We start from the raw sequence: 21,848 nt of genomic DNA on the forward strand, positions 1-21,848 counted from the left end.
GCAGCATCCGCTTTCGGACTGAGTGCGGTCATTGTCGCTGGAGGGGATATCAATAAAGGTGTATTATTTATGCAACTTATTAGTCAGGATATCGTGATGGCTGGAACACGCATTCTTCGGGAAAAGCTGACGATCAAAAAGATGATTGCTCTCTATGCGCGTCAGTGCCCGCAGGCTTCCGACGGGGAGGGGTATTATCAGGCGCTAAACGCCTATGCCGATAAACGGCTTGATAAGTGCGTCTTCGGCGAGGAGAAACCCGCCTGCAAGCAGTGTCCGGTTCACTGTTATCAGCCGGCCAAACGGGAAGAGATGAAGCAGATTATGCGCTGGGCGGGGCCGCGAATGCTGTGGCGACACCCCATTCTGACGATTCGCCATCTGCTGGACGACCGGCGTCCGGTGCCGGAGCTACCGGAAAAATATCGACCGAAAAAATAAGCGACACGCCGCATGTGCGCGGCGCGCGCAGCGCATTACGCGCGGGTGGCAATCAGAATCGCCGAGGCCTTAATCAGCGCGATAACGCGGCTACCTGCCGTCAGCTTCATCTCGTGCTGGCTTTCGTTAGTGATAACCGCCACCAGCTCAAAACCAGCGTCCGTTTTGACGTGAACGGTGGCGTTGACCGCCCCTTCGGTGACCTGGGAGACGCTGCCGGCAAACTGGTTGCGGGCGGAGAACTTGAGTCCGCAATCTTCCGTCGCCAGCGTTACCCACGGCGCTTTAATCAGCGCAATCGCCTCTTTGCCGTCCTTCAGACCCAGCGCTTCTTTGCTGCTGTGGGTGACGATAGCCACCAGCTTTGCGCCGCCTGCGAGGGTCAGCTCGATCTCATCATTCACCGCGCCGGTGGCTACGGCGCTTACTTTCCCGGTTAATTGGTTGCGTGCAGATACTGCCATGATGCCTCCTTTCTGTTGAACGTGCACAGAGTTATAGCCTGTAACAGCCGCTTACACCAGCATGTCTTTGTCGATGCCAAGGCGCTTCATCCGCGAAAGCAGAGTGGTGCGCTTAAGCCCCAGGCGCTGCGCGGCGCCTTTCGGCCCGGCGACCACGCCGTTGGTCTCTTTCAGCACCCGCAGAATTTGCTGCGCTTCGTCCTCGCCGTCGAGCGGTTTTTCCGCCGCCAGCTCCGGGGTGTCCGACTCAATGCTGATTTCCGGCAGCGAGAGCTGCAGCACGCTGCCCCGGGTCAGCAGCACCGCCCGCTCAATCACGTTTTCCAGTTCGCGGACGTTGCCCGGCCACTCCATACGGCTCAGGGTTCGCAGGGTTTCCGCCGGAATACTGTCGATTTGCCGCCCGAGGCGGCGGGCGATTTTCGTGGTAAACGCTTTCACCAGCAGGGGGATGTCGTCCGGCCGTTCGCGCAGCGGCGGCAGGTGGATTGGAAACACGTTCAGGCGGTAGTAGAGATCGCTGCGGAACTCGCGATCGGTCACCATTTTTTTCAGATCCCGATTAGTGGCGGCGATCAGCCGGACGTCGGTCTGGATCAGCTTATTGCTGCCAAGGCGCTCGAACTCCTGCTCCTGCAGAACGCGCAGCAGCTTCGGCTGCAGCTCAAGCGGCATGTCGCCCACTTCATCAAGAAACAGCGAGCTTTTATCCGCCAGCTCGAAGCGGCCGATACGCTGGGCGCTGGCGCCGGTAAAGGCGCCGCGCTCGTGGCCGAACAGATCGCTTTCCAGCAGCCCTGCCGGCATCGCCGCGCAGTTCATTTTCACCATCCGCCGGCCGTTGCGTCCGCTAAGGTTGTGGATGGCGCGGGCGATAAGCTCTTTACCGGTGCCGGTTTCGCCGAGGATCAGCACCGTGCTGTCGCTCTGGGCCACCATCTCCACCTGCTTCAGTACGCTGTACATCGCCTCGCTGCGGCCGATTATCTCGCCGAATTCGCTGTCGACGTTGTTCAGCTGTTCGGTGAGCGCCAGGTTTTCGTCGACCAGCCGTTCTTTCAGGCGATGGATCTCCTGGTAGGCCAGCGCGTTGTCCAGGGCAATCGATACGCGTTCGGCGATCTGGCGCAGCAGCTTGAGATTGGCGGTGTTGAACACCTTCTCGTCGCACTGGGCGAGCTTCAGCACGCCCAGCATTTTGTCGCCCGACATCAGCGGCAGCAGGCACAGCGTCTGTAGCTGGTTGCCCCACATGTTGAACAGCATCCGCTCGTAGGGGGCGAGCGCGTCGCCTTCGTGCAGCTTCAGCAGCAGCATCTCTTTGCTTTTGAACACCCGTTCGCTGAGGGTGCCTGCTTCGTCAACCACGCTTTGATCGTGAACCGGCTCGTTCTCATCGAGGTAGTGGCTGGAGTAGATGTTCAGCTTGCCCTTGTGGTTGCTGCGCAGCACGATGCTGATGGCATCGATGCAAAAATAGTGGTGGATCTCTTTGGCGACTTCGCTCACCAGCTCATCGATATCCAGCCGCGACAGTACGGCGTTGGTGATAGCCACCAGAATGCGGAAGTTATCGCGCTCATGGCACAGCAGATCGTAATCAACGTTGTTGCTGACCCGGCTCTGGATCTGCTCGGTCACCACCGCAACAATCTGCGCCAGGGTGTGCAGACGCTGAAACTCTTTCTCGGTCCACGGGCGCGCATCGTTGCGGATAAACTCGCAGCCGCCGAAAATTCGGCCTTCCGCGGCGAGCGGCAGCAGGCAGTACTGCGCGAAGGGATCGTACAGCCCGCTTTCGGCCAGCTGCGGCCACGCTTCGCTGAACTCATCGTGGCTGCAGTACAGCGCGTCCGGGCGCGACAGCAGGCGGCGCACCGGACCGTAAGCCAGATACGTTTCGTCTTCGTATTCGATGGGAGCGCCTGGCTGCGCGCTGGCGTAATAGCGGGCGCGGTGGTTTCCCGGCTGCCAGAGGATGATTGCGGCTCTGTCCGCCAGCGCGGATTGCTTTGCCAGCCGCGTCAGCGCTTCGCTGACGCCCGCCAGGTCGGCCTGTTGTAAAAGAGTCCGGGTGATGTCGAACAGCCCATGCTGTCCGAGATCGCCCATCGGTGTATATGACATTGCAATTATCCAAAAAGCAGCGGTTAACCCGTGCAAAATAAAACGTGTCGATGATTATAGAAAAGATGTTTCGCGCCGCCGGGTTAACAAATGCGCGGCAGCGGCTCCGCGTGCGGCAGTTCAAGCGTGCGTTTCACGCCGTAAATCCCCGCCAGGCGTACGCCGGTTCGCTCGCTCACTTCCCCGATAATTGCCGCATCGCGCCCGAGCGGATGACGCTGCAGCTGCTCCAGCACTTCGTCCGCCGCATCGGGACGGACGCCGATAACCAGTTTGCCTTCGTTGGCGAAGTTCAGCGGGTCAAGGCCCAGCAGCTCGCAGACGCCGCGTACCGCCGGTTTGATCGGCAGACGCGCTTCATGCAGCTCAATGCCGCAGCCGCTGGCGGCGGCAAACTCATGGGCGACGGCGTTGACGCCGCCGCGGGTCGCGTCACGCAGCGCCTTCACGCCCGGAATATCGCGCAGGGTCTGAATCAGCGGCGTCAGCACCGCGCAGTCGCTCTGGAGATCCCCCTCCAGCCCCAGCCGCTCGCGCAGGTTTAAAATAGCGGCGCCGTGATCGCCCAGCGTGCCGCTTACCAGCAGCACATCGCCCGCCGCCAGCTGCTGCGCGCCCCAGCGAACCGTCGCCGGGATCGCGCCGATCCCGGCGGTATTGATAAACAGCTTATCGGCCGCGCCTCGCGGCACCACTTTGGTATCGCCGGTGACGATGGCGATGTTGGCCGCCGCCGCCGTCTGCGCCATGCTGGCGACGACCGCCTCCAGCGTGGCCATCTCCAGGCCCTCTTCCAGGATAAAGCCGCAGGACAGAAAGCGAGGGATAGCGCCGCTGACGGCGACGTCGTTGGCCGTGCCGCAGACCGCCAGCTTGCCGATATCGCCGCCGGGGAAGAACAGCGGGTCGATAACGTAGCTGTCGGTGGAAAACGCCAGCCGGTCGCCGCTGGCCGTGAGCTGGGCAAGGTCAATGCGCGCCTGGTCTTCCTGTTCGGCAAGCCACGGGTTGGCGAAAGCCTGCATAAACAGGTCGTTTATCAGCTGCTGCATCGCCTGACCGCCGCTGCCGTGCGCTATCTGAATGCTTTTCATGCGTTGTGTTCCTGACGTCGATATTGATACCACGCCGCGCAGGCCCCTTCCGAGGAGACCATCAGCGCGCCGAAGGCGCTTTGTGGGTTGCAGGTCGTACCAAACAGCGGGCACTGATGCGGCTTGCAGCGTCCGGTGAGCACGTCGCCGCAGCGCGCGTTAGGATCATCGCATACGCGCTGCGGCGCCGGGCGAAAATGCGCCTCGGCGTCAAAATGCTGATAGCCGGAGGTCAGATGTACGCCGGAGTCGTTGATAAGCCCGAGACCGCGCCATTCGCTGTCGCCGTTGACGGTAAACACCTCGGCGATGGCGGCCTGCGCCAGCCGGTTGCCTTCATCAGGCACCACCCGGCGATACTGATTCTCGACCTGACTGTGACCCGCTATTTTCTGCTCAACAAGCATGCTTACGCCTTGCAGTAGATCAAGAGGTTCGAAACCAGCGACCACCAGCGGGCGTTTATAGCATCCGGCGATGAAATCATAAGCGTCGGTGCCGATGACCATGCTGACGTGACCCGGCGCCAGAAAAGCGTCAATACCGTTATCCGGCTGTTCCAACAGGCTTTGCAGCGTGGGAATCAGGGTGATGTGCTGGCAAAAGAAGAAGAAATTGGTCACGTTTTGCCGACGCGCCTGCTGCAGCGTGATGGCGGTGGCGGGCATGGTCGTTTCAAAACCCAGACCGAAAAAGACCACCTTGCGCTGCGGGTTCTGGCGCGCCAGCGTCAGGGCGTCCATCGGCGAGTACACGACCCGCACGTCGGCGCCCCGCGCTTTCGCCTGCATCAGCGATCCCTGCCTGCCGGGCACGCGCATCGCATCGCCGAAGGTGCAGAAGATAACCTCCGGGTGAGCGGCGATTTCGATACAGGCGTCAATGCGCCCCATCGGCAGCACGCAAACCGGGCAGCCCGGACCGTGGATAAATTCGATGTTATCCGGCAGCAGCTGGTCTAAGCCAAACTTAAAAATGGCGTGGGTATGCCCGCCGCAGACTTCCATAATGCGCAGCGGGGCGGCCGCGCTGTAGGGCAGGTGGCGGGCGCGCTCCCGCAGGCTGTCGATAAGCTTCATCACCTGTTCCGGCGCGCGGTATTCATCAACAAAGCGCATCATTGCTCCTCGCCGTACAGCAGAGCGCCGACGTCCGGCTCTACCTCAAACATGTTTTGCAGCGCCTCAAGGGTATCGCGCGCTTCTTCTTCATTAATCACGCTCATGGCGAAGCCGACGTGAACCAGCACCCACTGCCCGAGGCGCGGCTGGCCGTGTTCGTCGCTGGCGCCGACCAGCGTCAGGTCAACGTCGCGTTTGATGCCGTTGACGTCCACTTTCGCAAGCTGGCCGTCGATGGCGCAGATTTGCCCGGGAATGCCTATGCACATTGCTGCGCCTCCAGCCAGTTAAGCCACGCGTCCATCCCTTCACCGCTGGTCGCGGACACCAGGATGACCTCCAGCGCCGGGTTTACCTCCCGGGCGCAGGCGATGCATTTCTCCACGTCGAACTGCAGATACGGCAGCAAATCGACTTTATTCAGCAGCATCAGCGAGGCGGCGGCGAACATGTGCGGATACTTCAGCGGCTTGTCCTCGCCTTCGGTCACCGAGAGCACGGCGACCTTGTGACGTTCGCCGAGGTCGAAGCTTGCCGGGCAGACCAGGTTGCCGACGTTTTCAATAAACAGGATGCCGTTGTCCGCCAGCGGCAGCCGCGGGGCGGCATCGGCAATCATCTGCGCGTCCAGGTGGCAGCCTTTGCCGGTATTGACCTGAATCGCCGGGGTGCCGGTGGCGCGGATGCGGGCGGCGTCGTTAATGGTTTGCTGATCGCCCTCAATCACCGCGCACGGCGTTTTTCCTTTCAGCCGCAGCAGCGTTTCCGTCAGCAGGGTGGTTTTGCCGGAGCCGGGGCTGGAGACCAGATTCAGCACCAGCTGCCCGCGGGCGGCGAAGCGGGCGCGGTTGCGCGCCGCCAGGCGGTTGTTTTTGTCCAGTACGTCGATTTCCACTTCCAGCATTTTGCGCTGGCTCATTCCCGGCGCGTGGGTGCCCGCCTCGCCGTGTCCGTAGTGCAAATCGCCCAGGGCCGACCGCTGCGGGCTGAAGTCAGATTTTATCGCGGTGATGCGCATCGCCGGGCGCGTCGCCAGTGCGAAAGGGGCGCTGCGAAAGGCCGAATGCGGGTTGCGCTCGTCGCCTTCAATATATCGGTTGCCTTCGGCGCAACCACAGGTGGTACACATAACGGACTCCTGTTACTCAACTTCAATACGCTGGATCTGCAGGCCGTCGTCGGCCACGATCCGTAACTCATTGCTCTGGCACTGCGGGCAGCGCCGGACGTGGGAAGAGAGCAGATGGACATACTGCTGACAGGACGGACACCAGCACTCCGCCTGCTGCTCCTCTATATGCAGGGTGCTGCCTTCGGCAAGCGTGCCGCGGCAGACCAGTTCGTAGCAAAACTCAAGCGCCGCGGGCTCCACGCAGGAGAACGCGCCGACTTTCAGCCAGACGGCCGTCACCCGCGACGCGCCGCTGCCGGCGGCCTGCTGTTCGACAATTTCCAGCGCCCGCTGGCAGAGCGTAATTTCGTGCATGCTGCCTCCCGATACGTAATCCGTATCAGATTTTCAGTACCTGATGCGCAGTGAATGCAATATTGATGCCAGATAGTAAAAACTGACGATGACGACGTCACGGTGACGAAAATGACATGTCGCTGCAGAGAGGTCATGGCTATGTTTTTAATAAAAATCAATATGTTAAAAATTGGCATGGAACGTGCTTAACCGGTAAGTCTCCATTTAACCGGATAACCTGACATGACAATTTGGGAAATTAGCGAAAAGGCGGATTACATCGCCGACCGCCATCGTCGCCAGCAGGATCACTGGCATACCTACTGCAACTCGCTGGTCCAGGGGATAACCCTGTCGAAAGCGCGCCTGCATCACGCGATGAGCTGCGCGGCGGAGAAGGATCTGTGCTTTGTGCTGTTTGAACACTTTCATATCTCCGTGACGCTCGCCGAAGGCTTCAACAGCCACACCATCGAATACTACGTCGAGAGCGTGGACGGTTCAGATAAGCAGCTGATTGCACAGGCGCAGCTGAGCGCCGACGGGCAGGTTGACGGGCGTATCAGCAACCGCGACCGCGAAAAAGTGCTGGAGCATTATCTGGAGAAAATCGCGTCGGTTTACAACGGGCTGTATACCGCCATCGAGCGTGACCAGCCGGTAAGCCTGCCGCAGCTGTGCGGACAACAGGCGCAACTGGCCTGAACTTTCAGAGGTGTCGACGTGCGTCAAAAATGACGCCGTGCCGCCTGTTTTCGTCAAAAATGACTGTCACCTGAGGATGACCTGGTGAACCGTTTTGTAATCGCTGACTCCACCGTATGCATCGGCTGCCGCACCTGCGAAGCGGCGTGCGCCGAAACCCATCGCCAGCATGGCCTGCAGGCGATGCCGCGCTTACGGGTGATGAGAAATGAAAAAGAATCCGCGCCGCAGCTGTGCCATCACTGCGAAGACGCGCCCTGCGCCGGGGTATGCCCGGTCAACGCCATTACCCGCATCGACGGTGCGGTACAGCTGAATGAAAGCCTGTGCGTGAGCTGCAAGCTCTGCGGCATCGCCTGTCCGTTTGGCGCCATCGAGTTTTCCGGCAGCCGTCCGCTGGATATCCCGGCCAACGTGAACAGCCCGAAAGCGCTTCCTGCGCCGCCGGCGCCCGCGCGCGTCAGCACGCTGCTGGACTGGGTTCCCGGCGTGCGCGCCATCGCCGTGAAGTGCGACCTGTGCTACTTCGACCCGCAGGGACCGGCCTGCGTACGCACCTGCCCGACCAAAGCGCTGCTGCAGGTTGATATTCGTGACATCGCCCAGGTCAGTAAACGTAAGCGCGAGCTGAACGTGAACGTCGATTACGGCGACTTGTCGTTATTTCAGGCTCTGGATGGAGGCGCAAAATGACGGCTCTTCTTTTAACCAACAGCGCCGTGGCCTGGTTTGCCGCGGCGGCCATTTTCTCCGGGCTGCTGTCCTTTCATAAAACGCTGAGCGGCGCGGTTGCCGGTATCGGCGGCGCGGTCGGCAGCCTGTGCGCGGCGGCGGCGGGGATTCAGACGTTAGTCCACGGCGAGGTGACCGACGGCCTGATGCCGCTGATTCATCACAGTGTTCTGCTGACGCCGCTGAATGCCATCTGGTTGATTACCCTGGGCGTATGCGGCCTGTTCGTCAGTATTTATAACATCGACTGGCACCGTCATCCGCAGACCAAAAGCAACGGCCTGCTGCTTAACCTCCTGCTGGCGGCAGCGGTCTGTGCGGTGGTCGCCAGCAGCCTTGGCGCGCTGGTGGTAATGGCGGAAATCATGGCGCTGTGCGCCGCGTTTCTTACCGGTTGCGCGCAGTCGGGCAAGCTCTGGTTCGCGCTGGGGCGTCTGGGCACGCTGCTGCTGGCGCTGGCCTGTTGGCTGGTGTGGCAGCGTTACGGCACGCTGGATCTGAGCGCGCTGAACGTGCGGGCGCAGATGCTGCCGCTCGGCTCTGATATCTGGCTGCTCGGCGTGGCGGGTTTTGGCCTGCTGGCGGGCATTATTCCGCTGCACGGCTGGGTGCCGCAGGCGCACGCCAACGCCAGCGCTCCGGCCGCCGCGCTGTTTTCCGGCGTGGTGATGAAAATCGGCCTGCTGGGGATCCTGACGCTGTCGCTTATCGGCAGCCATCAGCCGCTGTGGTGGGGCGTGGCGCTGCTGGCGCTGGGGATGGTGACGGCGTTTGTTGGCGGGCTGTATGCGCTGATGGAGCACAACATCCAGCGACTGCTGGCGTATCACACCCTGGAGAACATCGGCATCATCCTGCTGGGGCTGGGCGCCGGGGTGACCGGCGTGGCGCTGCAGCAGCCGGTGCTGGTCGCGCTGGGGCTGACCGGCGGTCTGTACCATCTTTTCAACCACACCCTGTTTAAAACCACGCTCTTTTTGGGCGCGGGCAGCGTCTGGTTTCGTACCGGCCATCGCGATATTGAAAAGCTTGGCGGTATTGGCAAAGGGATGCCGGTGATTTCTCTGGCGATGCTGGTGGGGCTGATGGCGATGGCCGCGCTGCCGCCGCTGAACGGTTTTGCCGGCGAATGGGTCATCTATCAGTCCTTCTTCAGACTGGGCGAGAGCGGGGCGTTTGTTGGCCGTCTGATCGGGCCGCTGCTGGCCGTCGGCCTGGCGATTACCGGCGCGTTAGCGGTGATGTGTATGGCGAAGGTGTACGGCGTCACGTTCCTCGGCGCGCCGCGCAGCAAGGAGGCGCAGCAGGCCTGCTGCGCGCCGCTGCTGATGGCGGCCTGCACCGTGGCGCTGGCGCTGTGCTGCGTGATTGGCGGGGTCGCCGCGCCCTGGCTGCTGCCGCTGCTGCAAAACGCGGTGCCGCTGCCGCTGGAGACCGCGCATACCGCCGTATCGCAGCCGATGATAACCCTGCTGCTGATCGCCTGTCCGCTGCTGCCGTTCCTCATCATGATGCTGATGAAAGGCGATCGCCTGCCGGGCCGTTCGCGCGGCAGCGCGTGGGCGTGCGGCTATGAGCACGAGTCCGCGATGGTTATTACCGCCCACGGCTTCGCGATGCCGGTGAAAGAGGCGTTTGCGCCGGTGCTGAAGCTGCGCAAATGGCTGAACCCGGTGTCGCTGGTGCCCGGTTGGGAGCGGGCGGCGGTGCCGGCCATCTTCCACCGTCTGGCGCTGATTGAGCTGGCGGTGCTGGTGGTGATTGTGATTTCCCGAGGAGCCTGACAAATGAGTGTGCTGTTTCCGATAATTCAGGCGCTGGCGCTGTTTGCCGTCGCGCCGCTGCTGTCAGGCGTGACGCGCGTGCTGCGCGCCCGGCTGCACAACCGCCGCGGTCCTGGCGTTCTGCAGGAATACCGCGATCTGATAAAGCTGCTGGGGCGCCAGAGCGTCGCGCCTGCGGCATCCGGCTGGGTCTTTCGCCTGATGCCGTTCGTAATGGTCGGCGTCATGCTGACCATCGCCATGGCGCTGCCGGTCATTACGGTCGGTTCACCGCTGCCGTCGCTCGGCGACCTGATCACCCTTATCTACCTTTTCGCCATCGCCCGTTTCTTCTTTGCGATTGCCGGGCTGGATACCGGCAGCCCGTTCACCGGGATTGGCGCCAGCCGCGAGGCCATGCTCGGCGTGCTGGTGGAGCCTGTCCTGTTGCTGGGGCTGTGGGTGGCGGCCCAGGTGGCGGGCTCGACGCACATCAGCAATATTGCCGACACCCTGTATCACTGGCCGCTGCCGCGCTCGGTGCCGCTGGTGCTGGCGATGTGCGCCTGCGCGTTCGCCACCTTTATCGAGATGGGCAAGCTGCCGTTTGATCTCGCCGAAGCCGAGCAGGAGCTGCAGGAAGGCCCGCTGACCGAATACAGCGGCAGCGGGTTTGCCATGCTCAAGTGGGGCATTAGCCTGAAACAGCTGGTGGTGCTGCAGATGTTCGTCGGCGTTTTTCTGCCGTGGGGACAGATGGAGCAGATTACCGCCGCAGGCGCGGCGCTGGCCGTGATTGTCGCCATCGTGAAGCTGCTGCTTGGCGTGGCGGTGATTGCGCTGTTTGAAAACAGCATGGCGCGCCTGCGTTTTGCCGCGACCTCGCGGGTTACCTGGGCCGGGTTTGGCTTTGCCTTTTTAGCGTTCGTCTCCTTGCTGGTGGCGTGATTTAAGAGAGTTTCTACATGTCTGAAGAAAAAACAGGTCAACATTATCTCGCGGCGCTGCACCAGGCCTTTCCCGGCGTTGTGCTCGACGAAGCGTGGCAGACCAAAGACCAGGTCACCCTTACCGTAAAGGTTAACTATCTGCCGGAAGTGGTGGAGTTTCTTTACTACCAGCAGGGCGGCTGGCTGTCGGTGCTGTTCGGCAACGATGAACGTAAGCTGAACGGCCACTATGCCGTTTACTACGTGATGTCGATGGAGCAGGGGACGAAGTGCTGGATAACCGTACGCGTTGAAGTGGATGCCAATAAGCCCGAGTATCCGTCCGTCACGCCGCGCGTGCCTGCCGCCGTGTGGGGCGAGCGTGAGGTGCGCGATATGTACGGGCTCATCCCGGTCGGCTTGCCGGACGAGCGTCGTCTGGTTCTGCCGGATGACTGGCCGGATGAACTCTATCCGCTGCGAAAAGACAGCATGGACTACCGTCAGCGCCCGGCGCCGACCACCGACAGCGAAACCTACGAGTTCATCAACGAGCTCGGCAGTAAGAAAAACAACGTGGTGCCGATTGGCCCGCTGCACGTCACCTCGGACGAGCCGGGGCATTTCCGTCTGTTCGTCGACGGCGAAAACATTATCGATGCCGACTACCGCCTGTTCTACGTCCATCGCGGGATGGAGAAGCTGGCGGAGACCCGCATGGGCTACAACGAAGTCACCTTCCTCTCCGATCGCGTCTGCGGTATCTGCGGCTTCGCCCACAGCACGGCGTATACCACCTCGGTGGAAAACGCGATGGGCATCGTGGTCCCGGAGCGCGCGCAGATGATCCGCGCCATTCTGCTTGAGGTGGAGCGCCTGCATTCGCATCTGCTCAACCTGGGGCTGGCCTGCCACTTCGTCGGCTTCGACTCCGGCTTTATGCAGTTCTTCCGCGTGCGCGAAACCTCCATGAAGATGGCGGAGATCCTCACCGGCGCGCGTAAAACCTACGGACTCAACCTGATCGGCGGGATTCGTCGCGATCTGCTGAAAGATGACATGATCAAGACCCGCCAGCTTGCCCAGCAGATGCGCCGCGAGGTGCAGGATCTGGTCGACATGCTGCTCAGCACGCCGAACATGGCGCAGCGCACCGTCGGCATTGGCCGTCTTGATCCGGAGATTGCCCGCGATTTCAGTAACGTCGGACCGATGGTGCGCGCCAGCGGCCACGCCCGCGACACCCGCGCCGACCATCCGTTCGTCGGCTACGGTCTGCTGCCGATGGAGGTGCACAGCGAGCAGGGCTGCGACGTTATCTCCCGTCTGAAGGTGCGTATCAACGAGGTCTATACCGCGCTGAACATGATCGACTTCGGCCTCGATAACCTGCCTGGCGGGCCGCTGATGGTTGAGGGCTTTACCTATATACCGCACCGTTTCGCGCTCGGTTTTGCCGAAGCGCCGCGCGGCGACGATATCCACTGGAGCATGACCGGCGACAACCAGAAACTCTACCGCTGGCGCTGCCGCGCGGCGACGTACGCCAACTGGCCGACGCTGCGCTATATGCTGCGCGGCAACACCGTCTCCGACGCGCCGCTGATTATCGGCAGCCTGGACCCATGCTACTCCTGCACGGACCGGATGACGGTGGTAGATGTGCGTAAGAAGAAGAGCCAGACGGTGCCGTACAAAGAGCTTGAGCGCTATAGCATCGAGCGTAAGAACTCGCCGCTGAAATAAGTTAACGGAGCCATCATGTTTACTTTTATCAAAAAAGCGTTAAAAACCGGCACCGCTACGGCCGCGTATCCGCTGCAGCCTATCGAGGTGGATAAAAACTTCCGCGGCAAACCGGAGCATAGCCCGCAGCAGTGCATCGGCTGCGCGGCCTGCGTTAACGCCTGTCCGTCCAACGCGCTGACGGTAGAAACCGACCTCGCCGGCAATGCGCTGGCGTGGCAGTTCAACCTGGGGCGCTGCATTTTCTGCGGCCGCTGCGAAGAGGTGTGTCCGACGGCGGCCATCAGGCTGTCTCAGGAGTATGAGCTGGCGGTGTGGAAGAAAGAAGATTTCCTCCAGCAGTCGCGCTTTGCGCTGTGCAGCTGCCGCGTATGCCAGCGCCCGTTCGCCGTGCAAAAAGAGATTGATTACGCCATCGCGCTGCTTAAGCACAACGGCGACAGCCGCGCGGAAAACCACCGCGAAAGCTTTGAAACCTGCCCGGAATGCAAGCGCCAGAAATGCCTGGTGCCGTCCGATCGTATTGAACTCACCCGCCACATGAGAGAGGCCAGCTGATGAGCAATCTGTTAGGGCCGCGCGATGACAATGGAATGCCGGTGCCGATGACGGTGGACGAGTCCATCGCCAGCATGAAGGCGTCGCTCCTGAAGAAGATCAAACGCTCCGCGTACGTATACCGCGTTGACTGCGGCGGCTGCAACGGCTGCGAAATCGAGATTTTCGCCACCCTGTCGCCGCTGTTTGACGCCGAACGCTTCGGGATCAAAGTGGTGCCGTCGCCGCGCCATGCGGACATTTTGCTGTTTACCGGCGCGGTGACCCGCGCGATGCGCTCTCCGGCGCTGCGCGCCTGGCAGTCTGCGCCGGACCCGAAAATTTGTATCTCCTACGGCGCCTGCGGCAACAGCGGCGGCATTTTTCATGATCTGTACTGCGTCTGGGGCGGCACCGATAAAATCGTCCCGGTCGACGTGTATATTCCCGGCTGCCCGCCGACGCCTGCCGCCACGCTGTATGGTTTCGCGATGGCGCTGGGGCTGCTGGAGCAGAAAATTCACGCCCGCACGCCGGGCGAGCTGGACGAGAAACCTACCGAAATTCTGCATCCGGAGATGGTACAGCCGCTGCGCGTACGCATCGATCGCGCCGCGCGTCGCCTGGCGGGCTACCGCTATGGCCGCCAGATTGCCGATGACTATATGCGCATGCTGGGGCAGGGCGACCATCAGGTACTGCGCTGGCTGGAGGCGGAGAGCGATCCGCGCCTGACCGAGATCGTCACGCATCTTAATCAGGTGGTTGAGGAGGCGCGCATCCGATGAGCGAAACGGTGGTGTTCAGTCAGCTGAGCCGCAAGTTTATTGATGAAAACGACGCAACGCCCGCGGCCGCGCAGCAGGTGGTTTACTACAGCCTCGCGATTGGCCACCACCTTGGCGTCATCGACTGTCTTGAGGCGGCGCTAAGCTGCCCGTGGCCGGAGTATCTGGCCTGGATCGCGACGCTGGCGGAGGGCAGCGAAGCCCGGCGTAAAATGGAGGGCGTGCCGAAGTACGGCGAGATAGTCATCGACAGCAATCACGTCAATATGCTGGCGCGCGCCTTCGATGACGCGCAGGCGCGACAAACCCCGCAGCAGCAGGCCTGCAGCAAGCTGATGCTCAGCATGCTGCACGATATTTACCAGGAAAACGCCATCTACCTGATGGTGAGGAGGCTGCGTGACTGACGTTTTGCTCTGCGTGGGCAACAGCATGATGGGCGACGACGGCGCCGGGCCGCTGCTGGCGGAAATGTGCGCCGCCCGTCCCCAGGGACAATGGCGGGTTTTTGACGGCGGCAGCGCGCCGGAAAACGAGGTGGTGGCGATCCGGGAGCTGCGCCCGCAGCGGCTGCTGATCGTCGACGCCACCGACATGGGGCTAAATCCGGGCGAGATCCGCATCGTGGATCCCGACGATATCGCCGAAATGTTTATGATGACCACCCATAATATGCCGCTGAACTACCTGGTCGATCAGCTTAAAGAGGACGTCGGCGAGGTGATTTTTCTGGGGATTCAGCCGGATATCGTCGGTTTTTACTACCCGATGACGCCGAAAATTAAAGAAGCGGTGGAAGTGGTGTATCAGCGCCTGGCCGCGTGGGAAGGCGACGGCGGCTTTACACCGCTCTGAGCCGGGCCGGGCGGCGCGATGCTTGCGCCGCCCGGCACAGCGCATTACGCCAGGTCCGCCCCGTTACTGGCAATCACCTTCTTATACCACCAGAACGACTTCTTGCGTTTTCTGTCCAGCGTACCGTTGCCCGCGTCGTCGCGATCGACGTACACAAAGCCGTAGCGCTTGCTCATCTCACCGGTCGAGGCCGACACCAGGTCGATACAGCCCCAGGTGGTATAGCCGATAAGCGGTACGCCGTCGGCAATGGCCTCGCCCATCGCCTGGATATGCTCGCGCAGATAGGTGATACGGTAGTCGTCGTTGATCTCGCCGTTGGCCTCCACCACGTCCTTCGCGCCCAGCCCGTTTTCCACCAGAAACAGCGGCTTCTGATAGCGGTCATACATCATATTCATGGTGATGCGCAGGCCGAGCGGGTCGATGCCCCAGCCCCATTCGCTGGCGCTGATGTACGGGTTTTTCAGCGATTTCACTACGTTGGCCGCGCTGGTGTTCTGACTGTTCATCTCCGCCGAGGCGCAGCGGGAGGCATAGTAGCTAAAGGAGACGAAATCGACGGTGTTTTTCAGGATGTCGTCATCTTCCGGCGCTTTTTCGATGTTTATCCCTTTTTCACGAAATACGCGGGCGGAGTAAGCCGGGTAGGCGCCGCGCGCCTGCACGTCGATAAAGAACAGGTTTTCCCGGTCTTTTTCCAGCGCCGCCCAGACGTCTTCCGGCTTGCAGGACCAGGGGTAAAAATTACCGCCCGCCAGCATGCAGCCCACCTGGTTTTGCGGGTTCACCTCGTGGGCGATGCGGGTCGCAAGGGCGCTGGCCACCAGCTCGTGGTGCGCGGCCTGGTATTTCACCTGATCCTGGTTTTCGCCCTCTTCGAACACCAGCCCGGCGCCGGAGAAGGGGCTGTGCAGCATGATGTTGATTTCATTAAAGGTGAGCCAGTATTTCACCAGCCCGTCGAAAGCCTCGAAGCAGGTGCGGGCATAGCGGGTGAAAAACTCAACCATTTTGCGGTTGCGCCAGGAGCCGTACTCCACCACCAGATGCATCGGCACGTCGAAGTGGCAGAGCGTGACCAGCGGCTCAATGTTGTATTTCTTGCACTCTTCGAACAGCGCGCGGTAAAACGCAATACCCTCCGGGTTTGGCGTCAGCTCGTCGCCTTTCGGGTAGATGCGGCTCCAGGCGATGGAGGTGCGAAAGACCGTAAATCCCATCTCCGCCATCAGCGCGATATCTTCCTTATAGCGATGATAGAAATCGATGGCCTGATGGCTGGGGTAAAACTCGTCGTCGCGCAGGGTAAAGCGCTTTTCCAGGCCCAGCTTCACCGGCATGCGCCCGGCGCCGTGCGGGATAGTATCGACGGTGGTTAAGCCCTTTCCGCCCTCCCGCCATGCGCCTTCAGACTGGTTGGCGGCCAGTGCGCCGCCCCATAAAAATCCTTGCGGAAAACTCGACATGCATTACCTCGTGAATCAGTGTCAATAATTAGCAGGCGTCGTGACGCCCTGGGCGCGACGGGCATCCGCCGCGTCCTGTTCAACCGGAATATCCTCAAAGCCCAGCAGCAGGGTCAGGACGAAAGAGAGCACCACCGCCAGCGCCATCACCCCAAAGACCCAGACGATGCTCATCGGGTTGGCCGGGTCGAAGAACTGCACGCTGGTGAACAGCCCCGGCGCCGCCATCGAGTGGCTGGCAAGCCCGGCGATGCCCGCCACCGCGCCGCAGACAAACCCGCTTATCAGGCTGGCAATCAACGGGCGCTTCAGACGTACCGCCACGCCGTACAGCGCCGGTTCGGAGATCCCCGCCAGAATGGCCGAGGCGGCGGCGGCCAGCGCCGTCTGGCGCAGCTCCGGGTTTTTGGTTTTCCACGCCACGGCGAGCGACGAACCGCCAAGCGACAGGTTGGCGCCGATTTCCGACGGCATCACCATGCCTTCCCTGCCGGTTTCGGCGATGGTCTGAATGATGGTGGGGGTGAACACGCGGTGCATCCCGGTCATCACCAGCAGCGGCCACAGCGCGCCCATGATGGCGACCGACAGCCAGCCCAGATAGCCGTGAATGGTGTACACCAGCGCGGAGATGGCGCTGCCGATCCAGATACCGACGGGGCCAATCAGCAGGATGGCCAGCGGGGCGGCGATCAGCACGATAAGCATCGGCTTGAGGAAGTTTTTGGTGACCGCCGGGGTGATACGGTCCACCCAGCGTTCGATATACGACAGACACCAGGTCATCACCAGCGCCGGGATCACGGTGTAGGTGTACTTCACGGCCGTCACCGGGATAAGGGCAAACTCGACGTGCTCGCCCTGCGCGGCTTTCGCCATCAGCTCAATAAAGCTCGGGTGCACCAGCACGCCGGCGATGGCGATGGCCAGCGACATGTTGGTTTTAAATTTGATGGCGGCGGAGGCGGCCACCATCAGTGGCAGGAAGAAGAAAGCGCCGTCGCCGATGGTGGTGAGGATGGTCAGGGTCGGGGAGCCTTTCGGCAGCACGCCGCTCATCTCCAGCACCATCGCCAGCAGCTTGACCATCGACCCGCCGATAATCGCCGGGATCAGCGGCGACATGGTGCCAATCAGCGCATCGAGGATGCCGGCGCCGATCCGGCGCAGCGTCAGCGGCGGTTTGCCCTGGGGTTCGGCGGGCTGCAGGTTTTCCGGCAGCAGCCGGACCACTTCCCGGTAGGCCTGGGACACGGTATTGCCGATAATGACCTGGCACTGGTTGTCGCTGCGCACGACGCCCATCACGCCCTTAATATTTTTCAGCGCCGCGCTGTCCGCGAGGGTCGGGTCCTGCAAAACAAAGCGCAGGCGGGTCATACAGTGGGTGGCGGCGACAATGTTGCCCGCGCCGCCCAGCGCCAGCACAACGTCGCCGGCCAGCGCGGCATAGTTTTTAGACATCGGATTTCTATCCTGTGTTATCAGTAAGGGACATCTGCACGCCTGCAAGGACAGGGATGAAACGTCATGTAGGAAACCGGTTCCACAAAATCATGATTAGTTTCATTGTGTGATGCAAGATATGTTTTGATGTTATTTCTCTTTCGTGAATAAGATCACTTATCGTGACCGGGTGCTGAAAATCGCCGGGGGCTGAAGTACACTGCCTGCACTTTATTCTTTAAGGACGACGCAAGATGGCAACCATGCTGGAGGTAGCAAAACGCGCGGGGGTGTCGAAAGCCACCGTATCCCGGGTCTTGTCGGGCAACGGCTATGTCAGCCAGGAGACGAAGGATCGCGTGTTCGAGGCTATTGCTGAAAGCGGCTATCGTCCAAACCTGCTGGCGCGCAATCTGGCGACCAGCAGCACGCAGACCCTGGGGCTGGTGGTGACCAACACGCTGTATCACGGCGTGTACTTCAGCGAACTGCTATCCCACGCTGCCCGGATGACCGAAGACCGGGGGCGCCAGCTGATCCTTGCGGACGGTAAGCACAGCGCCGACGAGGAGCGGGCCGCGATTCAGTATCTGCTCGACCTGCGCTGTGACGCCATCATCATCTACCCGCGCTTTCTCAGCGTAGAGGAGATGGACGAGATAGTTGAGCAGCACCAGCAGCCCATTATGGTGCTCAACCGCCGTCTGCGCCGCCACGCCAGCCACTGCGTGTGGTCGGATCACAAGGCCTCAAGCCAGGCCGCTGTGGAAAAGCTGATTGCGCTCGGGCACCGGGATATTGCGTTTATCACCGGCTCGCTGGATTCGCCGACCGGGGTGGAGCGCCTGTCCGGCTACAGGTCGGCGCTGGCGCAGCACGACATTGCGCTGCGCGATGAGCTGATTGTGGAAGGGAAGTGGACCCCGGAAACCGGCGCCCGCGGCGTCGAGACGCTGCTGGCGCGCGATGCGTCCTTCAGCTCGCTGGTCGCCAGTAATGACGATATGGCGATAGGCGCCATCAGGCAGCTTCACCTGCGCGGCATTCGCGTGCCGCAGCAGGTGTCGGTGATCGGTTTTGATGACATCGCGCTGGCGCCCTATACCGTGCCGTCGCTGTCCAGCGTCAAAATCCCGGTGACCGCCATGATTCAGGAAACCATCAACCGCCTTATCTTTATGCTCGACGGCGGCGAGTTCAACGTCCAGCAGACCTTCCCCGGCGAGCTGTGCCTGCGCGAGTCGGTGACGGCGGGACCGCGGGCCTGACGCTGTCATCGTCAGAAGTGACGATGACAGCGTCAGGTATTGCGGATACCTCATCTAACCGCATGAGAAACAAGTAGTTAAAATATGGCGCGAATTATGCATACCGTTACGGGTTAATGATTTCTGCTGGAGATTTTGATGAACCGTTTCATCATCGCTGATGCAAGCAAGTGCATTGGCTGCCGGACCTGCGAAGTGGCGTGCGTGGTATCGCATCAGGAAAATCAGGACTGCGCCGCGCTGACGCCGCAGAGCTTCCTGCCGCGTATTCATGTGATCAAGGGCGTGAATATTTCTACCGCTACCGCCTGCCGCCAGTGCGAAGACGCGCCCTGCGCGAACGTCTGCCCGAACGGGGCGATAAGCCGCGATAAGGGGTTTGTCCACGTGATGCAGGAGCGCTGCATCGGCTGTAAAACCTGCGTCGTCGCCTGTCCGTACGGGGCGATGGAGGTGGTGGTGCGCCCGGTTATCCGCAACAGCGGCGTGGGGCTGAACGTGCTGGCGGAAAAAGCCGAAGCCAACAAATGCGATCTCTGCCATCATCGTGCGGAAGGTCCGGCGTGCATGGCGGCCTGTCCGACCCATGCGCTGATCTGCGTGGATCGCAACCGTCTGGAACAGATGAGCGCCGAAAAACGCCGCCGTGCGGCGTTTGCCGGATAAGGAGCAGAATGAACGGGGTGGCCATCCGCATTCGCGGCAAAGTGCAGGGCGTCGGGTTTCGCCCCTTTGTCTGGCAGCTGGCGCAGCAGCTTAACCGCCGCGGTGACGTCAGCAACGACAGCGAAGGGGTGCTGGTGCATCTTGTGGGCGCCGATGCGGGGTTCGTGGCACAGCTCTACGCCCGCTGCCCGCCGCTGGCGCGCATCGATGCGGTACAGACCACGCCGTTCAGCTGGGACGAGCTGCCGGAAGACTTTACCATCCGTCAGAGCGAGGCGGGCAGCATGAGCACGCAGATTGTGCCGGATGCGGCGACCTGCCCGGCCTGCCTGGCGGAGATGAACGATCCCGATAACCGCCGCTACCGCTATCCGTTTATCAACTGCACCCACTGCGGGCCGCGCTTTACCATCATCAACGCCATGCCCTACGACCGCCCGTTTACGGTGATGGCCGCCTTTCCGCTGTGCCCCGCCTGCGAGGCCGAATACCGCAACCCGCACGACAGACGCTTCCATGCGCAGCCGGTGGCCTGCGCCGACTGCGGTCCGGCGCTGACCTGGCGGCACGGCGGCGTCAGCCATCGCGGTGAGGCGGCGCTGCTTGCTGCGGTGAATCTGCTGTCATCGGGCGGCATTGTGGCGGTAAAAGGGCTGGGCGGGTTCCATCTGGTGTGCGATGCCGGTAACGATGAGGCGGTTGCAACGCTGCGGGCGCGCAAGCGACGGCCGGCGAAGCCGCTGGCGGTGATGATCCCTGACGCCAGCCACCTGCCTGCCAGCGCCAGGACCCTGCTGGCGCTGCCCGCAGCGCCTATTGTGCTGGTGGCGAAAGCGGCCGTTGACGGCGTATGCGCAGGCATTGCGCCAGGGCTGGCGGAGGTGGGCGTGATGCGCCCGGCGAACCCGGTTCAGCATCTGCTGATGCAGGCGTTAAAGCGCCCGCTGGTGATGACGTCCGGCAACCTGAGCGGCAAACCGCCCGCGCTCTGCAATGCGGATGCGTGCGATGATTTAGCCGCTATCGCCGACGGTTTTTTGCTGCATAACCGCGATATCGTGCAGCGGATGGACGACTCGCTGGTACGGCAGAGCGGCGAAATGCTGCGCCGCGCGCGCGGCTATGTGCCTGACGCGCTGCCGCTGCCGCCGGGCTTTACCGACGTTCCGCCGCTGCTGTGTCTTGGTGCCGACCTGAAAAACACCTTTTGTCTGGCGCGCGGCCAGCAGGCCGTGCTCAGCCAGCATTTTGGCGACCTTACCGATGAGGGCGTGGAAACGCAGTGGCGCAGCGCGCTGACGCTGATGCAGGCCATCTATGATTTTACTCCGCAGCAGGTCGTGTCGGATGCGCATCCGGGCTACCGCTCCAGCCAGTGGGCGCGCGCGATGCCGCAGCCGCACATCACCGTTTTGCACCACCATGCGCATGTGGCGGCCTGCCTGGCCGAACATCGCTGGCCGCTGGAGGGCGGCGACGTTATCGCATTGACGCTGGACGGCATCGGCATGGGGGAGGACGGCGCCCTGTGGGGCGGCGAGTGCCTGCGGGTGAACTACCGCGAGTGCGAACGCCTTGGCGGGCTGCCCGCCGTGGCGCTGCCCGGCGGCGATCTGGCCGCGCGTCAGCCGTGGCGCAACCTGCTGGCGCACTGCCTGGCGTTTGTGCCGGACTGGCAGCAGCTGGAGGCCGCGCACGCGCTGTTGCGGCAGCCCTGGCTGCCGCTGGCGAGGGCGATCGAACGGGGAATTAACGCGCCGCTGGCGTCGTCCTGCGGACGGCTGTTTGACGCGGTCGCCAGCGCGCTCGGCTGCGCGCCCGATACGCTCAGCTACGAGGGCGAAGCGGCCTGCCTGCTGGAGGCGATGGCGCTGCAGTGCGGCGGCGTGACGCATCCGGTGACGCTGCCGCTGCGGGACGGCGAGCTGGATCTGGCCGTATTCTGGACGCAGTGGCTGCGCTGGCAGGCGCCTGCGGCGCAGAAAGCCTGGGCGTTTCACGATGCGCTGGCGCAGGGGCTTGCCGACCTTGCCCGCCACCACGCCGCTCAGCGCGGTATCACCACGATTGCCTGCAGCGGCGGCGTGCTGCATAACCGGCTGTTAAAATCGCGTCTGGCGGTCAGGCTTGCCGATTTTACGCTTCTCTTTCCGGCGCTGCTGCCTGCGGGCGATGGCGCGATTGCTTACGGGCAGGCGGTCATCGCCGCCGCCCGGCTTCAGGGGTAAG

The 21,848-nt window shown here is 62.0% G+C and carries 22 protein-coding genes; 13 read left to right on the forward strand and 9 right to left on the reverse strand.

Going from position 1 to position 21,848, the window contains the following annotated elements; translation table 11 throughout:
* Window positions 1-96 precede the first annotated feature (96 nt).
* Window positions 97-441 carry a nitrous oxide-stimulated promoter family protein gene (locus ENTCL_RS04865; RefSeq protein WP_013364998.1) on the forward strand — a complete coding sequence of 115 codons (345 nt, stop codon included), beginning with the start codon at window positions 97-99 and terminating at the stop codon, window positions 439-441.
* Window positions 442-476: 35 nt separating this feature from the next.
* On the opposite strand, the gene ENTCL_RS04870 is transcribed toward ENTCL_RS04865, so the two are convergent.
* From ENTCL_RS04870 to hypA, 7 genes are all read right to left on the reverse strand, one after another.
* Window positions 477-905, reverse strand: a complete 429-nt coding sequence (locus ENTCL_RS04870) for a TOBE domain-containing protein (protein WP_013364999.1) — start codon at window positions 903-905, stop codon at window positions 477-479.
* A gap of 51 nt (window positions 906-956) precedes the next feature.
* Window positions 957-3,032 carry a formate hydrogenlyase transcriptional activator FlhA gene (flhA, locus tag ENTCL_RS04875; protein WP_013365000.1) on the reverse strand — a complete coding sequence of 692 codons (2,076 nt, stop codon included), beginning with the start codon at window positions 3,030-3,032 and terminating at the stop codon, window positions 957-959.
* A gap of 83 nt (window positions 3,033-3,115) precedes the next feature.
* Window positions 3,116-4,126 carry a hydrogenase expression/formation protein HypE gene (gene hypE, locus ENTCL_RS04880; RefSeq protein ID WP_013365001.1) on the reverse strand — a complete coding sequence of 337 codons (1,011 nt, stop codon included), beginning with the start codon at window positions 4,124-4,126 and terminating at the stop codon, window positions 3,116-3,118.
* Entirely contained in the window at window positions 4,123-5,244 is a 1,122-nt protein-coding gene (gene hypD, locus ENTCL_RS04885) for a hydrogenase formation protein HypD (protein ID WP_013365002.1), read from the reverse strand. Before hypD ends, hypE begins: the two co-directional genes overlap by 4 nt.
* Complete coding sequence (locus ENTCL_RS04890) at window positions 5,244-5,516, reverse strand: HypC/HybG/HupF family hydrogenase formation chaperone (protein ID WP_013365003.1); 273 nt, start codon at window positions 5,514-5,516, stop codon at window positions 5,244-5,246. The genes hypD and ENTCL_RS04890 overlap by 1 nt, the downstream gene beginning before the upstream one ends.
* Window positions 5,507-6,376 (reverse strand): hydrogenase nickel incorporation protein HypB, encoded by an 870-nt coding sequence (hypB, locus tag ENTCL_RS04895; protein WP_013365004.1) that lies wholly within the window; start codon window positions 6,374-6,376, stop codon window positions 5,507-5,509. Before hypB ends, ENTCL_RS04890 begins: the two co-directional genes overlap by 10 nt.
* Window positions 6,377-6,388: 12 nt before the next feature.
* Window positions 6,389-6,733 carry a hydrogenase maturation nickel metallochaperone HypA gene (gene hypA / locus ENTCL_RS04900; protein WP_013365005.1) on the reverse strand — a complete coding sequence of 115 codons (345 nt, stop codon included), beginning with the start codon at window positions 6,731-6,733 and terminating at the stop codon, window positions 6,389-6,391.
* Window positions 6,734-6,958: 225 nt separating this feature from the next.
* On the opposite strand from hypA, the gene hycA reads away from it, so the two are divergent.
* The 9 genes from hycA (at window position 6,959) to hycI (ending at window position 14,770) form a co-directional block, all read left to right on the forward strand.
* Window positions 6,959-7,420 (forward strand): formate hydrogenlyase regulator HycA, encoded by a 462-nt coding sequence (gene hycA, locus ENTCL_RS04905; protein WP_013365006.1) that lies wholly within the window; start codon window positions 6,959-6,961, stop codon window positions 7,418-7,420.
* A gap of 84 nt (window positions 7,421-7,504) precedes the next feature.
* On the forward strand, window positions 7,505-8,113 hold the full coding sequence (locus tag ENTCL_RS04910; protein WP_013365007.1) for a 4Fe-4S dicluster domain-containing protein: 609 nt from the start codon (window positions 7,505-7,507) through the stop codon (window positions 8,111-8,113).
* Window positions 8,110-9,936, forward strand: coding sequence for a formate hydrogenlyase subunit 3 (gene hycC, locus ENTCL_RS04915; protein ID WP_013365008.1), 1,827 nt, complete (start codon window positions 8,110-8,112; stop codon window positions 9,934-9,936). The genes ENTCL_RS04910 and hycC overlap by 4 nt, the downstream gene beginning before the upstream one ends.
* Window positions 9,937-9,939: 3 nt before the next feature.
* Entirely contained in the window at window positions 9,940-10,863 is a 924-nt protein-coding gene (locus ENTCL_RS04920) for a respiratory chain complex I subunit 1 family protein (protein WP_013365009.1), read from the forward strand.
* Between the two features lie 17 nt (window positions 10,864-10,880).
* On the forward strand, window positions 10,881-12,590 hold the full coding sequence (gene hycE / locus ENTCL_RS04925) for a formate hydrogenlyase subunit HycE (protein WP_013365010.1): 1,710 nt from the start codon (window positions 10,881-10,883) through the stop codon (window positions 12,588-12,590).
* A gap of 15 nt (window positions 12,591-12,605) precedes the next feature.
* Complete coding sequence (locus ENTCL_RS04930; protein ID WP_013365011.1) at window positions 12,606-13,148, forward strand: formate hydrogenlyase complex iron-sulfur subunit; 543 nt, start codon at window positions 12,606-12,608, stop codon at window positions 13,146-13,148.
* Window positions 13,148-13,915: an NADH-quinone oxidoreductase subunit B family protein gene (locus tag ENTCL_RS04935; RefSeq protein WP_013365012.1), complete on the forward strand. Its 768-nt coding sequence runs from the start codon at window positions 13,148-13,150 to the stop codon at window positions 13,913-13,915. Before ENTCL_RS04930 ends, ENTCL_RS04935 begins: the two co-directional genes overlap by 1 nt.
* A complete protein-coding gene (locus ENTCL_RS04940) occupies window positions 13,912-14,322 on the forward strand; it encodes a formate hydrogenlyase maturation HycH family protein (RefSeq protein ID WP_013365013.1) in 411 nt (136 codons plus the stop codon). The genes ENTCL_RS04935 and ENTCL_RS04940 overlap by 4 nt, the downstream gene beginning before the upstream one ends.
* Window positions 14,315-14,770, forward strand: coding sequence for a hydrogenase maturation peptidase HycI (gene hycI / locus ENTCL_RS04945; protein WP_013365014.1), 456 nt, complete (start codon window positions 14,315-14,317; stop codon window positions 14,768-14,770). The genes ENTCL_RS04940 and hycI overlap by 8 nt, the downstream gene beginning before the upstream one ends.
* A 44-nt stretch (window positions 14,771-14,814) precedes the next feature.
* On the opposite strand, the gene ENTCL_RS04950 is transcribed toward hycI, so the two are convergent.
* Both ENTCL_RS04950 and ascF read right to left on the reverse strand, forming a co-directional pair.
* The gene (locus ENTCL_RS04950) at window positions 14,815-16,239 is read right to left on the reverse strand and encodes a 6-phospho-beta-glucosidase (RefSeq protein ID WP_013365015.1); all 1,425 of its coding nucleotides are present in this window, start codon (window positions 16,237-16,239) and stop codon (window positions 14,815-14,817) included.
* Between the two features lie 21 nt (window positions 16,240-16,260).
* Complete coding sequence (ascF, locus tag ENTCL_RS04955; protein WP_013365016.1) at window positions 16,261-17,703, reverse strand: PTS cellobiose/arbutin/salicin transporter subunit IIBC; 1,443 nt, start codon at window positions 17,701-17,703, stop codon at window positions 16,261-16,263.
* A 236-nt stretch (window positions 17,704-17,939) separates the two neighbouring features.
* Here ascF and ENTCL_RS04960 point away from each other — a divergent pair, with 236 nt between their 5' ends.
* The 3 genes from ENTCL_RS04960 to hypF all read left to right on the forward strand — a co-directional run bounded on the left by ENTCL_RS04960 (window position 17,940) and on the right by hypF (window position 21,847).
* The gene (locus tag ENTCL_RS04960) at window positions 17,940-18,953 is read left to right on the forward strand and encodes a LacI family DNA-binding transcriptional regulator (RefSeq protein WP_013365017.1); all 1,014 of its coding nucleotides are present in this window, start codon (window positions 17,940-17,942) and stop codon (window positions 18,951-18,953) included.
* Between the two features lie 138 nt (window positions 18,954-19,091).
* A complete protein-coding gene (gene hydN / locus ENTCL_RS04965) occupies window positions 19,092-19,619 on the forward strand; it encodes an electron transport protein HydN (protein WP_013365018.1) in 528 nt (175 codons plus the stop codon).
* An 8-nt stretch (window positions 19,620-19,627) separates the two neighbouring features.
* On the forward strand, window positions 19,628-21,847 hold the full coding sequence (gene hypF, locus ENTCL_RS04970; RefSeq protein WP_013365019.1) for a carbamoyltransferase HypF: 2,220 nt from the start codon (window positions 19,628-19,630) through the stop codon (window positions 21,845-21,847).
* Window position 21,848: the final 1 nt, after the last annotated feature.

The organism is [Enterobacter] lignolyticus SCF1 (genome assembly GCF_000164865.1).
GTDB classification, from domain to species: domain Bacteria; phylum Pseudomonadota; class Gammaproteobacteria; order Enterobacterales; family Enterobacteriaceae; genus Enterobacter_B; species Enterobacter_B lignolyticus.